Source organism: Aurantimonas manganoxydans SI85-9A1, assembly GCF_000153465.1.
In the GTDB taxonomy this organism is placed as follows: domain Bacteria; phylum Pseudomonadota; class Alphaproteobacteria; order Rhizobiales; family Rhizobiaceae; genus Aurantimonas; species Aurantimonas manganoxydans.
The window spans coordinates 367,031-380,675 of sequence record NZ_CH672387.1 but is presented as its reverse complement, the minus strand read 5'-3'; the positions used below and the strand labels follow the sequence as shown (position 1 = coordinate 380,675).

The following is a 13,645-nucleotide window of genomic DNA, read 5'->3' as shown; positions in this document are numbered from 1 at the left end:
GAACCCCATGACCGATCCGATCTATGTCCTGAACGGCCCCAATCTGAACCGGTTGGGAACCCGCGAGCCGGACATCTACGGCCGCACGACCCTTGCCGAGGTCGAGACCCTTTGCCGGAAGACGGCGGGCGCCATTCCGGTCGAATTCCGCCAGTCGAATGCCGAGCACGAGATCATCGGCTGGATCCACGAAGCGATCGACCGTCCGGCCTGCGGGATCGTGATCAATCCCGCCGCCTTCACCTTCACGTCCATCGCCATCCTCGATGCGCTGAAGATGTTCCCGGGGCCGATCATCGAGCTTCACATTTCGAATATTCATCGACGCGAAGCGATCTATCATCGCTCGTTGATCTCGAACGTGGCGACCGCCGTGATCGCCGGGCTGGGGCCTGCGGGTTACCCGGCCGCCATCCAGGCAATGCTCGAACGAGCCGGAAGGGGCGAGTAGCCGTGTCGCGGCTTGGAGCGCCTCCGAAGCAGCCGGTGGTGATGGGCCCGCTCCGGATTGATCCCTGACGGATGCGGGAAGCCTTCACACCGTTGTCACATCCGCTTGGCCACTCGCCGTTTATCCTGGCGAAGCGAACGGGGAGATCGTCAGGTTCGTTGGAAGATTCACATCTGCTGGAATGAACCACCGCAGTTGGACCCGCCGTCAGTGATAGCCTAGCGGCGAAGGCTATCGAAAATATTGCATTGCGGAAAAATCCTGCGTGCGCACACTGTCTGGCATGGACGCCGATCTTTCCATCCTGGTTTTCGACGAAAATGCCGTTCGTGCCGCCATCATCGAGGCGGGGCTGCGCGAGGCCGGACATCGGCGGGTCGCCGTCGTCAGAGAGATTCTCGGCCTGGTGAAACGCATCGAGACGGTTCAGCCGGACGTGATCGTCGTGGACCTGGAAAACCCCAACCGGGACCAGCTGGAACACTTCTTCCAGGTCTCCCGCTTGGTGAAGAAGCCGGTCGCGATGTTCGTCGACCGCTCCGACGCCGGCGCGATCGAGGCGGCCGTCGACGCCGGCGTCTCGGCCTACATCGTCGACGGGCTCAGGAAGGAGCGCGTCAAGCCGATCCTCGACATGGCGATCTCGCGCTTCAATGCCTTTTCCCGGCTGTCCAGCGAACTGGCGGAAGCGCGCTCGGAACTGGCCGAGCGCAAGGTGATCGAGCGTGCCAAAGGCATCCTGATGAAACTGAAGAAGCTGGACGAGCCTGCAGCTTACGCGCTCCTGCGTCGAACGGCCATGAACGAGAACCGAAAGATCGCCGACGTCGCCCAGGGCCTCGTCAGCGCCTATTCGCTGCTGGGAGATGCCCGTGACGAAGCTTGAGAGCGTGCGCCTCGGCTATCTGCCGCTGCTCGACAGCGCCGTGCTGCTGGTCGCCGCGAAGCTCGGCTTTGCCGAGAAACGCGGCCTCGATCTCACCCTCTTCCGGGAAACCTCCTGGGCGACGATCCGCGACCGGATGGGGGTCGGTCAGTTCGACGCCGCACACATGCTGGCGCCGATGCCGATCGCGGCCAATCTGGGCATTGGCCCGCTTGCCGTTCCGATGATCGCGCCGATGGTGCTGGCGCTCGGCGGCAATGCCGTCACTGTCTCGACCGCCCTCGCCCAGGCCATGGCCGATACGGCTGGCGACGATCCGGATGGGCCTGCAGCGGCGGGTGCCGCGCTGAAATCAGCCCTCGGCCGGCGGGCGCAGGCAGGGGGCAGCCAAGCCCGGCTCGCTATCGTCCATCGCTATTCGAGCCACAATTACGACCTGCGTTACTGGCTTGCCGCGGCCGGGATCGAACCGGACCGGGACGTGGAGATCACCGTCGTCCCGCCGTCACTGGTGCCCGACGCTCTCGCCGTCGGGGAGATCGACGGCTTCTGCGTCGGCGAACCCTGGAGCACGGTCGCCGTGCGGCGCGGTGTCGGGCGGATCGTCACCAGCAAGGCGGAGATCTGGCGACGTGGCCCGGAAAAGGTGCTCGGCGTCTCCGCCGCATTTGCAAGGGACCGCCCGGAAACGCTGTCCCGCCTCATCGACGCTCTCGGTCAGGCCGCGCTCTGGTGCGCTGATCCGGCCAATCATCGCGCTCTCGCGGATTTGCTGGCCTTGCCGGAACATCTCGGCCTGCCGTCGGACGATCTCATGGCGGGGATAACCGGTCGGATGGAAGTCGCCCCGGGACGATTCCGGTCCATCGAGGGCTTCATGATCTTCGCCGGTCGGGACGCCAATCGTCCTGACCGGAGCCATGGCCGATGGCTTTATCGTCAGATGGCACGATGGGGCGATGTCCGCTTCTGCGAAACCGGGCTGGCCATCGCCGGTCGGACATTCCGCCCGGATCTCTTCGACAATGCACGAGGAGACCCAAAGCCCGCTGCCGCGCGAGATGAAGATGCGGACGAGGATGGGCCCTCTTCCGTGTCGGACCGCCCGGAGGGCCTCTTTGATGCTGAAAACGGCGATCCGCACGAGACATGAGCACACCGCGTGATCGGATGCACGGCGATCTGCACAATAAATATACAGAATCTGTAAAAGTTCAAAAAAACCGCAAAAACGCGTCCTGCCGCGTTGCAACATCTCCGCTGCGGCAGTAAGAATGGTGGCCAGAGACCGGATCACTGATCCGTCTCCCATCTTCTCCCGGCACCGCTTGCCGGCATCATAGGCGCCCAATGGCGGGCGCACCGGCAAGGCTGCCGACTTCGTTTTCATGCGCTTCCGAGGCTTCGGGGCGACAACGGGTCGGGCAGCCTTTTTTCATTTCAACGATCAGCAACGCCGGCGCGGCATGCCCGGCGAACGGGGACGCTTACGCCATGGCCAGCATCATCGCAGTCTCTCGCCGAACCCTTCTTGCCTGCACGGGAGCGTTTGCCGTCCTGGCCGCCTCGCCCGCGTCGGCCGGCATGCTGCCGGTCGAGAAGGACGAACTGACCTTCGGCTTCATCAAGCTCACCGACATGGCACCGCTCGCCATCGCCAAGGAGATGCACTTCTTCGAGGATGAGGGCCTGTACGTCACGATCGAGCCCCAGGCCAACTGGAAAGTGCTGCTCGACCGCACCATCACCGGCGAACTCGACGGCGCCCACATGCTGGCCGGCCAGCCCCTGGCGGCGACGATCGGCTACGGCACCAAGGCGCATATCGTCACGCCGCTCTCCATGGATCTGAACGGCAACGGCATCACCGTCTCAAACGACGTCTGGGCGGAGATGAAGACGCACATCCCGGCGGGCCCCGACGGCAAGCCGGAGCACCCGATCTCGGCTGCCGCGCTCGCACCGGTAGTCGAGCAGTACCGCTCGGCTGGCAAGACCTTCAACATGGGGATGGTCTTCCCGGTCTCGACCCACAATTACGAGCTGCGCTACTGGCTTGCGGCCGGCGGGCTCAACCCCGGCTATTACTCGCCGAGCGATACCTCCGGCCAGATCGACGCCGAGGTGCTCCTGTCCGTGACCCCGCCGCCGCAGATGCCGGCGACGCTCGAGGCCGGCACCATCCAGGGCTATTGCGTCGGCGAACCGTGGAACCAGCAGGCGGTGTTCAAGGGCATCGGCGTGCCGGTGATCACCGACTACGAGATCTGGAAGGACAATCCCGAGAAGGTCTTCGGGATGACGGCGGCATTCGTCGAGGAAAACCCCAACACCGCGATCGCCGTCACCAAGGCGCTGATCCGCGCCGGCCAGTGGCTCGATGCCGATGACGGCGCCAACCGCCGGCAGGCGGTCGAGATCCTGTCGCGGCCCGAATATGTCGGGGCCGATCCTGAGGTCATCGCCAACTCGATGACCGGCACCTTCGAATACGAGAAGGGCGACACGCGCGAAGCGCCGCACTTCAACGTCTTCTTCGACAAGTTCGCGACCTACCCCTTCTACTCGGATGCGGTCTGGTACCTCACCCAGATGCGTCGCTGGGGCCAGATCTCCGAGGAAAAATCCGATGCCTGGTACGCGGAGACCGCCGCGTCGGTCTACCGGCCCGACATCTACCGCCAGGCCGCGGAATCCCTCATCGAGGACGGCTATCTGGACCCGTCCGCAGTGCCCGACACCGATGGCTACAAGCCGGCGACGGCCGAGTTCATCGACGGCGTCGAATATGAGGGGCGCAAGCCGAACGAATATCTCGCGAAGTTCGAGATCGGGCTGAAGGGCTCCGAGGACGTCGCCAGCGTCGTCTCCAACTGAGCGCAGCCGCTCGCGCCGGGCAGCCGCTGCCCGGCGACCTTGCCGCCGAAGCATTCGACGAAGGAACGCCAGCGATGAGTACCGCCTCCGATTTCATGGGCGACGAGCTGTCCCCCGCCGAGCGCCGGGTAGTGAAGCGCGAAAAGCGGATGTCCCGGATCACCCGCGCCACCGGACCGTTGACCGCGATAGGCCTCGGCTGGTCCGTGCCGGTCATGAAGATCGCTGCTGGAGACGATGCCCGCAGCAATCTGCGCGCCCTGTGGCAGAGCCTGATCGTGCCGCTGATCGGCATCGTCGCTTTTCTCGCCGCCTGGGCCGCCCTCGCCCCGCAGGTCCAGACATCATTGGGCACGGTGCCCGGGCCGGTTCAGGTCTGGCAGCAGGTCGGCTCGCTGTACGACGACTATCAGCGGGGCCGGCAGGACCGGGTGGCGTTCTACGAGCGACAGGACGCGCGCAATGCCAAGCTGGTCGAACAGGGCATGGCGGACCGCGTGAAGACCCGCAGTTACACCGGCGCCCCGACCTATCCGGAACAGATCCTGACCAGCCTCAAGACCGTGTTCCTCGGCTTCGTGCTCGCCACCATCATCGCCATTCCGGTCGGCATCGCCTGCGGATTGTCCGCGACGATCAACGGCGCGCTCAATCCGCTGATCCAGATTTTCAAGCCGGTGTCGCCCCTGGCCTGGCTGCCGATCGTCACGATGATCGTCTCGGCTCTCTACGTGAACGCCTCCGACGCCGTGCCGAAGTCGATGGTGGTCTCGGCGATCACGGTCACCCTCTGCTCGCTCTGGCCGACCCTGATCAACACGGCGCTCGGCGTCGCATCGATCGACAAGGATCTCGTCAATGTCGGCAAGGTGCTGCAGCTGCCGACGCACAAGACCATCACCAAGCTGGTCCTGCCCTCGGCCATGCCGCTGATCTTCACCGGACTGCGCCTGTCGCTCGGCGTCGGCTGGATGGTGCTGATCGCCGCCGAGATGCTGGCCCAGAACCCCGGCCTCGGCAAGTTCGTGTGGGACGAGTTCCAGAACGGCTCGTCGGATTCGCTGGCCCGGATCATCGTCGCGGTGATCACCATCGGCATCGTCGGCTTCATGCTCGACCGGATCATGGCTGCCCTGCAGACCGCCTTCACCTTCACCTCGAACCGCTGAGACGGCCTTCCCGGGCGCGAAAGGACATGACCATGGCCACCTCCCCGATGATCGAACTGGCGAATGTCTCAAAGGCCTACGGCGAGGGTCCGGGTCGCGCCGAGATCCTCGACGGCATCGACCTCAAGGTCGCGGAAGGCGAGTTCGTCGCGATCGTCGGCTTTTCCGGTTCCGGCAAGACCACGCTGATCTCCCTCCTGGCAGGGCTCATCCGGCCCGATGCCGGCCAGGTGCTGATGAGGGGCGCCCAGGTGACGGGACCCGGCCCGGAGCGCGGGCTGGTCTTCCAGTCGTATTCGCTGATGCCGTGGCTCACGGTCCGCGGCAATGTCGCGCTCGCGGTCGACACCGTCTTCGCCCGCGAGACGAAGGCCTGCCGCAAGGCACGTGTCGACAGGTACATCGACATGGTCGGTCTCGCACACGCCGTCGACCGCAAGCCGGCCGAGCTCTCCGGCGGCATGCGCCAGCGTGTCTCGGTTGCACGGGCTCTCGCCATGAGCCCGGAGATCCTGCTGCTCGACGAACCGCTGTCGGCTCTCGACGCCCTGACCCGCGCCAAGCTGCAGGACGAATTCGCCGCGATCAGCCAGGTCGAGAAGAAGACCATCATCCTGATCACCAACGATGTCGACGAGGCGATCCTGCTCGCCGATCGGATCATCCCGCTCGATCCGGGCCCGAAGGCCAGTCTCGGGCCGTCCTTTCCGGTCGAACTGCCGCGCCCGCGCGACCGCTCGGCGATGAATGCCAATGACGAATTCAAGCGCCTGCGCCGCGAGATCACGGGCTATCTGATGGATCGGGGGCGCCATGCCTCCGCCGACACGGATGCAGCGGTCTGCCTGCCCAACGTCGTCCCGATCACCCAGAAATCGGCGAAGGGACCGATGCCGGAGCTTCCGGCCGCCTATCGCCGCGCAGCGCAGTCCGCCATCGGGCGCGGCTATGTCGAGTTCTTCGAGGTCACCAAGACCTATCCGACGCCGAAGGGGCCGCTGACCGTCGTCGACGGCTTCGACATGAAGATGGAAAAGGGCGAGTTCGTCTCGCTGATCGGCCATTCGGGCTGCGGCAAGTCGACGGTCCTGTCCATGGCCGCCGGCCTCAACGACATCTCGTCGGGCGGCATCATCCTCGATGGCCGCGAGGTCAGCGGAGCCGGCCCCGAACGCGCGGTGGTCTTCCAGTCGCCGTCCCTGATGCCCTGGCTGACGGCCCGGGAGAACGTCGCTCTCGGGGTCGACCGGGTCTATCCCGACGCGACGCCGGCCGAACGCCGCGATGTCGTCGAACATTATCTCCACCGCGTCGGGCTCGGCGATTCCATGCACCGGCGGGCCGAAGACCTGTCCAACGGCATGAAGCAGCGGGTCGGCATCGCCCGTGCCTTCGCCCTGTCGCCGAAACTGCTGCTGCTCGACGAACCGTTCGGCATGCTCGATTCACTGACCCGCTGGGAGCTTCAGGACGTCCTGATGGATGTCTGGAAGCGGACCCAGGTGACCACCGTCTGCGTCACCCACGACGTCGACGAGGCGATCCTCCTCGCCGACCGGGTCGTGATGATGACCAACGGCCCGATGGCCCGGATCGGCAAGATCATGAAGGTCGACCTGCCGCGCCCGCGCACCCGCAAGGCGCTGCTCGAGCATCCCGATTACTACCTCTATCGCGAACAGCTCCTGAGCTTCCTGGAAGAGTACGAAAAGGGTGGCCCCGGCCCACAGGCGGGCGGCGCGGAGACGACCGCCGACGACAAGGCCGCGGGCGCGGAAAGGGAAGCGGCATGAGCGTGATCGCGCCCGAAGTCGCCACCCGCGCCTTTGTCGAGGTGACGGAAGTGTGGGTGCCCGATGGCGACCGTCTGGTCTGGTCGAGCGGCAATTACGGCACGCTGGACACCTTCGCCGCCGTTTCGGCGAAACAGAGCTTCGCCAGGGGCGAAGGCCTGCCCGGCCGAGCCTGGGACGAGGCCCGCCCGGTGGTGCTGAAGCAGTTCGACGGCTCCTATTTCCAGCGCGCCGAGGCCGCCAGGGCGGCGGGGCTGACCTGCGCGGTCGCCGTGCCGATCTTTGCCGGAAGCGCCCTGAAGGCCGTCATCGTCGTGCTGTGCGCCGATGACGAATCGCGCACCGGCGCCATCGAGGTCTGGCGCGAGAGCGACGGCCTCATGATGCTGGACGACGGCTATTACGGGGCGGCGCGGCACTTCGAATGGGTCTCGCAGCATACGCATTTCCCCCGCGGACAGGGCCTGCCCGGCGGCGTATGGGCGGCGAACGCGCCGATGCTGATGCGCGATCTCGGCTCGGGCTACCGCTTCATCCGCGCCGAAAGCGCCGGCAGGGCCGGCCTGACCACAGGTCTTGGCCTGCCGATCACCGTGCCGGGCGACCGGACCTATGTCCTGACACTGCTTTCGGCCCGCGGCACGCCGATCGCTCAACGGTTCGAGTTGTGGAATGCGCGCGCCGCCGGAACGGCCGGCGCCAGGGAGGCGGTCCTCGCCGACGGCATCTGCCAACGTGAGGGACCGCTCTGGGACGACGAGAACGAAGCGCGCGTGGCGGCCTGGCAGGGGCCGATCGGCGAGGTGCTGGGCACCGGCATCCCCGCCGTCAAGCACGACAATCCCGCTCTGACCGCCGGCTACGCATCGATGGTGGCTGTTCCGATCTATCGCGACGGAACGATCAGCCACGTCGTCGCCTGGTACTATTGAAAGGAACGTTCATGCAGAAACTGGTCGTCATCGGTGCCGGCATGGCGTCCGGCCGGGTGCTCGAGACCCTGTTCGAGGCCGATCGGGACGCCTACGCGGTCACGCTGTTCAATGCGGAACCGCGCGGCAACTACAACCGCATCATGCTGTCGCCGGTCCTGTCCGGCGAGAAGAGCTATGACGAGATCGTCACCCATGACGAGGACTGGTACGGCGCGCACAACGTGACCTGCCGCTTCGGCGAGAAGGTCGTCGCGATCGACCGGGAGCGCAAGATCGTCACCGGCGCGAAGGGCGAGGTGCCCTACGACAAGCTGATCATCGCCACCGGCTCGGTCCCGTTCATCGTGCCGGTGGAAGGCCGGGACCTGCCCGGGGTCATCACCTACCGCGATTTCGACGACACCCACGCCATGATCGAGGCGTCCGGCACGCCCGGCAGCCATGCCGTCGTCATCGGCGGCGGGCTTCTAGGCCTGGAAGCGGCGGCCGGGCTGCGGTTGCGCGGAATGGAGGTCACCGTCCTGCATCTGTCGGGTCACCTGATGGAGCGTCAGCTCGACGAGGCGGCCGGCTATCTCCTGCGAAAGGATCTGGAAAAGCGCGGCATCACCGTGATGACGCGCGCCTCGACCCAGAGGATTCTCGGCACGAACCGTGTCGAAGGCGTCGAACTGGCGGACGGGACAACCCTGAAGGCGGATCTGGTGGTCATGGCGGTCGGCATCCGCCCGGCGGCGCAGATCGCCAGGGATGCGGGTCTCGACATCGGCCGCGCGATCGTCGTGAACGCCCAGATGCAGACGTCGGACCCCGATATCTACGCCGTCGGCGAATGCGTGGAGTTCGACGGCACGCTCTTCGGCCTCGTCGCCCCGCTCTACGATCAGGCCAGGGTGCTGGCGAAGTCGCTACTCGGCCAGCCGGACGCCTTTGCGGTCAGGGAATTGTCGACCAAGCTCAAGGTCACGGGATGCGACCTCTTCAGCGCCGGCGACTTTGCCGAAGGCGAGAAACGCGAGGAGATCGTCCTTCGCGATCCGGCGCAGGGTGTCTACAGGCGCCTGGTGATCGAGGACGACCGGCTCGTCGGCGCCGTGATGTACGGGGATACCGCCGACAGCAACTGGTTCTTCGACCTCATTCGCGACGGCGCCCCGGTATCGGACATGCGCGAAACCCTGATCTTCGGCCAGTCCTTCCAAGGGGGTACCCCCCTGGACCCTATGGCGGCCGTTGCAGCCTTGCCGGATGATGCGGAAATCTGCGGCTGCAACGGCGTATGCAAATCGAAGATCACTGGCGCGGTTGCCGCGGGCGGGCTGACCAGCATCGACGAGGTGCGGGCCCAAACCAAGGCGTCCGCCTCTTGCGGCTCCTGCACCGGGCTCGTGGAGCAGCTCATGGCGCTGACCCTGGGCGCCGCCTTCAATCCTGCGGCCGTCAAGCCGATGTGCCCCTGCACCGATCTCGGCCATGGCGACGTGCGACGGCTGATCCGCGCCAAGGCGCTGAAGTCGATCCCCGAGGTCATGCAGGAGCTGGAGTGGAAGACCTCCTGCGGCTGCGCCAAGTGCCGGCCGGCCCTCAACTACTACCTGATCGCCGACTGGCCGGGCGACTATGTCGACGACAAGCAGTCCCGCTTCATCAACGAGCGGGTCCATGCCAACATCCAGAAGGACGGCACCTATTCGGTCGTGCCCCGCATGTGGGGCGGTATCACCTCGGCCAACGAACTGCGGGCGATCGCCGACGTCGCCGACAAGTTCGCGATCCCGACCGTCAAGTGCACCGGCGGCCAGCGCATCGACCTCCTCGGCGTGAAGAAGGAGGACCTGCCCGCGGTCTGGGCCGATCTGAACGCCGCCGGCATGGTCTCCGGCGCCGCCTATGCCAAGGGCCTGCGCACCGTGAAAACCTGCGTCGGGACCGACTGGTGCCGCTTCGGCACGCAGGATTCCACCGGCCTCGGCGTTAGGATCGAGAAGTTCATGTGGGGCTCATGGACGCCCGCCAAGGTGAAGATGGCGGTGTCCGGCTGCCCCCGGAACTGCGCCGAGGCGACCTGCAAGGATGTCGGCGTGATCTGCACCGACGCCGGCTACGAGATCCAGTTCGCCGGTGCAGCGGGGCTCGACATCAAGGGCACCGAGATCCTCACGCAGGTGAAGACCGAGGACGAGGCACTGGAGATGATCGTCGCCCTCGTCCAGCTCTATCGCGAGCAGGGCCATTATCTGGAGCGCATGTACAAATGGCTGAAGCGGGTCGGCATGGACTCGATCCGCGCCGTCATCGTCGAGGATGCGGCGCGGCGGCGCGGCTATTACGAAGCCTTCGTCCATAGCCAGACCTTCAGCCAGACCGACCCCTGGTCGGAGCGGGCCTCGGGCGCGCGCGCCAGCCACGAGTTCCGCCCGATGGCCGATCTCACCCTGGAGGCTGCCGAATGACCGGCTGGCATCGCATCGGAGCGGTCACCGACATTCCCCGCCGCGGCGCGCGCTGCGTGCTCACGCCGTTCGGTCGCGTCGCAGTGTTCCGGACCGCCAATGACGGCATCTTCGCCACCGAGGACCGCTGTCCGCACAAGGGCGGGCCGCTCAGCCAGGGCATCGTCCACGACGCCTCGGTCACCTGCCCGCTGCACAACATGGTGTTCTCGCTGGAGAGCGGGATCGCCGCCGGGCCCGACGAAGGTCGGGTGCGGGTCTTCGCCGTGCGGGTCGACCCGCCGACCGGCGACATCGAACTGTCGCTGGACGAACCCGCCCTCGTCCTCGCCGCCGAATAGCCGGGACCCGCGCGATGGACGAACGACCGGCCGACACCACCATCCGGACGACATGCCCCTATTGCGGCGTTGGCTGCGGGGTCCTGGCAACCCCGCGTCCAGATGGCAGCGTGGCGATCGCCGGTGACCCCGCTCATCCGGCGAATTTCGGCCGCCTCTGCTCCAAGGGCTCGGCCCTCGGTGAAACACTGGGGCTGGAGGAACGGCTGCTGTTCCCGACCATCGCCGGCGCACGTGCGAACTGGGACGACGCGCTTTCGCGCGTCGCCGAACGCTTCACCGCCACCATCGCCGAACACGGGCGCGACTCCGTCGCCTTCTACGTCTCCGGCCAGTTGCTGACCGAGGATTACTACATCGCCAACAAGCTGATGAAGGGCTTCATCGGCTCGGCGAACATCGACACCAATTCCCGCCTGTGCATGGCCTCCTCGGTCGCCGGCCATCGCCGGGCCTTCGGCTCCGACACGGTGCCGGGCACCTATGAGGACCTGGAACAGGCCGATCTGATCGTCCTCGTCGGCTCGAACCTCGCCTGGTGCCATCCGGTGCTCTACCAGCGGATCGCGGCGGCCAAAGCCGCGCGCCCGCAGATGAAGATCGTGCTCGTCGATCCGCGCCGTACGGCAAGCGCCGATCTCGCCGATCTGCATCTGCCGATCGCTGCCGATGGCGACACGGCGCTCTTCGCCGGGTTGTTGCCGTTTCTCGCCGAGGCCGGTGCGATCCATTGCGACTATGTGGCCCGGCATACCGACGGCTTCGTCGAGGCGCTGCGCCGGGCCCGCGGAATGCGGCTGCCACATGTTGCGGAGGCCACCGGTCTCGACAGCCGTCAGGTCCAGGCCTTCTACGAGCTCTTCGCCAGGACCGAAAAGGTCGTCACGGTCTACAGCCAGGGCGTCAACCAGTCGGTGACGGGCACCGACAAGGTGAACGCGATCATCAACTGCCATCTGGCGACCGGCCGCATCGGACGACCCGGCATGGGTCCCTTCTCGGTGACCGGCCAGCCCAATGCCATGGGCGGGCGAGAGGTTGGCGGCATGGCCAACATGCTCGCGGCGCACATGGCGATCGAGGACCCGGCGCACCGCTCCCTGGTGCGAGACTTCTGGGACGCCCGGGCGATGCCCGACCGTGCCGGCCTGAAGGCGGTCGACATGTTCCGCGCCGTCGCCGACGGCCGGATCAGGGCGCTCTGGATCATCGGCACCAATCCCGTGGTGTCGATGCCGGATGCTGACGCGGTCAAGGCCGCCCTAGCCGCCTGCCCCTTCGTCGTCGTCTCCGATGTCGTCGCTCGCAACGATACCCTGCCCTTCGCCGATGTCGCCCTGCCCGCCGCGGCCTGGGGCGAAAAGGACGGAACGGTGACCAATTCCGAGCGGCGGATATCGCGTCAGCGCCCCTTCCTGCCGCTTCCCGGCGAGGCCCGGCCCGACTGGGCGATCATCGCCGACGTCGCCCGCCGCATGGGCTTCGCCGACGGCTTTTCCCATGCCAGCGCGGCGGACGTCTTCGACGAACACGCGCGGCTCTCCGCTTATGGCAACGCGGGAGAGCGCGACTTCGACATCGGCGCGCTCGCCGGGCTCGACCAGTGCGGCTACGACGCCCTGCCGCCTGTCCAGTGGCCGCAGCCCCGCACGGTCACGTCGCACGGATCCGGCGACGCCTCGGTCGAAGCGACGGCGGCTCTGGCGAACGACGGCAGCCGCTTCTTCGGCGACGGGGACTTCTTCCACCCGGACCGGCGCGCCCGCTTCGTGGCAGTCGACGTCGCGCCCCGGCGCCGGCTGGGCAAGGGCCGGTTCCTGCTCAACACCGGGCGTGTGCGCGACCATTGGCACACGATGACCCGCACCGGTCGCTCGGCCCGGCTTTCGGCCCATGTCGCAGAGCCCTTCGTCGACGTCCATCCGGCAGACGCCGCAGCGCAAGGGATCGCGGAAGCCGGCCTCGTCACCGTGCGATCCGGCATCGGCGCGGCGATCGTGCGTTGCCGAACCACGGACCGGCAATCGCGCGGCTCGGTCTTCGTGCCGATGCACTGGAGCGACGAATTCTCAGGCAGCGGTCGCATCGACGCGGTGGTCGCACCGGCCGTCGATCCGGTCTCCGGCCAGCCTGGTCTCAAGGCCACCGAGGTGTCGATCGCGCCGTTCCCCGCCGTCTGGTTCGGCTTTGCCATCACGCGGTCGCGGCCCGATCCGCACGGCCTCGACTATTTCGCGCTGGCGCGGGCCGAGGCCGGCTGGCGCATGGAATTGGCAGGCCTGGCGCCGCAGGCTGACCCGAGCGCTTTCGCCACGGCGTTGCTCGAGGCGCCGGACAGGGCGCAGATGCTGGCGTTCCACGACACGACGACCGGTGCGCATCGCTTTGCCGCCTTCGACGGTGAAGCGCTGATCGGCGCGCTCTGGATTGCGCGCGACCCCGTCGCCGTCTCGCGCGTCTGGGCGGCGGGGCAGCTGGGCGACGCGCACAACGCTGTCCGCGACCGCTTCCGCCTGCTGGCCGGGCGCGGGGGTGCCGACCGCCCGGACCCCGGTGCGATCGTCTGCTCCTGCTTCAGCGTCGGCGTCAACGAGATCGCGACGGCGGTGACCACCGGCCGGGCCATCACCGTCGAGGCTGTCGGCGCGGCGTTGAAGGCAGGGACCAATTGCGGCTCCTGCCGCAGCGAGATCAAGGGGATCATCGATGATGCACGGCTTGCAAACACGGCGTAAGCCGC

Annotated in this window: 10 protein-coding genes; all 10 read left to right on the top strand. The window is 66.8% G+C overall.

The features are described from left to right. The first annotated feature begins 7 nt into the window (after positions 1–7). The 10 genes from SI859A1_RS02040 (at position 8) to SI859A1_RS01995 (ending at position 13,640) form a co-directional block, all read left to right on the top strand. Positions 8–451 carry a type II 3-dehydroquinate dehydratase gene (locus tag SI859A1_RS02040; RefSeq protein WP_009208208.1) on the top strand — a complete coding sequence of 148 codons (444 nt, stop codon included), beginning with the start codon at positions 8–10 and terminating at the stop codon, positions 449–451. A 283-nt stretch (positions 452–734) separates the two neighbouring features. Next, positions 735–1,337: an ANTAR domain-containing response regulator gene (locus tag SI859A1_RS02035; protein WP_024351241.1), complete on the top strand. Its 603-nt coding sequence runs from the start codon at positions 735–737 to the stop codon at positions 1,335–1,337. A 40-nt stretch (positions 1,338–1,377) separates the two neighbouring features. After that, on the top strand, positions 1,378–2,490 hold the full coding sequence (locus SI859A1_RS02030; protein WP_244400867.1) for a CmpA/NrtA family ABC transporter substrate-binding protein: 1,113 nt from the start codon (positions 1,378–1,380) through the stop codon (positions 2,488–2,490). Positions 2,491–2,831: 341 nt separating this feature from the next. Next, positions 2,832–4,214: a CmpA/NrtA family ABC transporter substrate-binding protein gene (locus SI859A1_RS02025; protein ID WP_040325027.1), complete on the top strand. Its 1,383-nt coding sequence runs from the start codon at positions 2,832–2,834 to the stop codon at positions 4,212–4,214. A gap of 74 nt (positions 4,215–4,288) precedes the next feature. Further along, a complete protein-coding gene (locus SI859A1_RS02020) occupies positions 4,289–5,383 on the top strand; it encodes an ABC transporter permease (protein WP_009208204.1) in 1,095 nt (364 codons plus the stop codon). 26 nt (positions 5,384–5,409) lie between these two features. Beyond that, positions 5,410–7,176, top strand: a complete 1,767-nt coding sequence (locus SI859A1_RS02015; RefSeq protein WP_009208203.1) for an ABC transporter ATP-binding protein — start codon at positions 5,410–5,412, stop codon at positions 7,174–7,176. Next, complete coding sequence (locus SI859A1_RS02010) at positions 7,173–8,108, top strand: GAF domain-containing protein (protein WP_009208202.1); 936 nt, start codon at positions 7,173–7,175, stop codon at positions 8,106–8,108. The genes SI859A1_RS02015 and SI859A1_RS02010 overlap by 4 nt, the downstream gene beginning before the upstream one ends. A gap of 11 nt (positions 8,109–8,119) precedes the next feature. Further along, the gene (nirB, locus tag SI859A1_RS02005) at positions 8,120–10,564 is read left to right on the top strand and encodes a nitrite reductase large subunit NirB (protein WP_040325025.1); all 2,445 of its coding nucleotides are present in this window, start codon (positions 8,120–8,122) and stop codon (positions 10,562–10,564) included. Further along, positions 10,561–10,905: a nitrite reductase small subunit NirD gene (nirD, locus tag SI859A1_RS02000; protein ID WP_009208200.1), complete on the top strand. Its 345-nt coding sequence runs from the start codon at positions 10,561–10,563 to the stop codon at positions 10,903–10,905. Before nirB ends, nirD begins: the two co-directional genes overlap by 4 nt. A 14-nt stretch (positions 10,906–10,919) precedes the next feature. Then, complete coding sequence (locus SI859A1_RS01995) at positions 10,920–13,640, top strand: nitrate reductase (RefSeq protein ID WP_009208199.1); 2,721 nt, start codon at positions 10,920–10,922, stop codon at positions 13,638–13,640. Positions 13,641–13,645: the final 5 nt, after the last annotated feature.

What these genes read in the sequence shown, in the direction of transcription:
- SI859A1_RS02040 (WP_009208208.1), top strand. Translation starts at nt 8, where the DNA reads ATGACCGATCCGATCTATGTCCTGAACGGCCCCAATCTGAACCGGTTG.
- SI859A1_RS02035 (WP_024351241.1), top strand. Translation starts at nt 735, where the DNA reads ATGGACGCCGATCTTTCCATCCTGGTTTTCGACGAAAATGCCGTTCGT.
- SI859A1_RS02025 (WP_040325027.1), top strand. Translation starts at nt 2,832, where the DNA reads ATGGCCAGCATCATCGCAGTCTCTCGCCGAACCCTTCTTGCCTGCACG.
- SI859A1_RS02020 (WP_009208204.1), top strand. Translation starts at nt 4,289, where the DNA reads ATGAGTACCGCCTCCGATTTCATGGGCGACGAGCTGTCCCCCGCCGAG.
- SI859A1_RS02015 (WP_009208203.1), top strand. Translation starts at nt 5,410, where the DNA reads ATGACCATGGCCACCTCCCCGATGATCGAACTGGCGAATGTCTCAAAG.
- SI859A1_RS02010 (WP_009208202.1), top strand. Translation starts at nt 7,173, where the DNA reads ATGAGCGTGATCGCGCCCGAAGTCGCCACCCGCGCCTTTGTCGAGGTG.
- nirB (WP_040325025.1), top strand. Translation starts at nt 8,120, where the DNA reads ATGCAGAAACTGGTCGTCATCGGTGCCGGCATGGCGTCCGGCCGGGTG.
- nirD (WP_009208200.1), top strand. Translation starts at nt 10,561, where the DNA reads ATGACCGGCTGGCATCGCATCGGAGCGGTCACCGACATTCCCCGCCGC.
- SI859A1_RS01995 (WP_009208199.1), top strand. Translation starts at nt 10,920, where the DNA reads ATGGACGAACGACCGGCCGACACCACCATCCGGACGACATGCCCCTAT.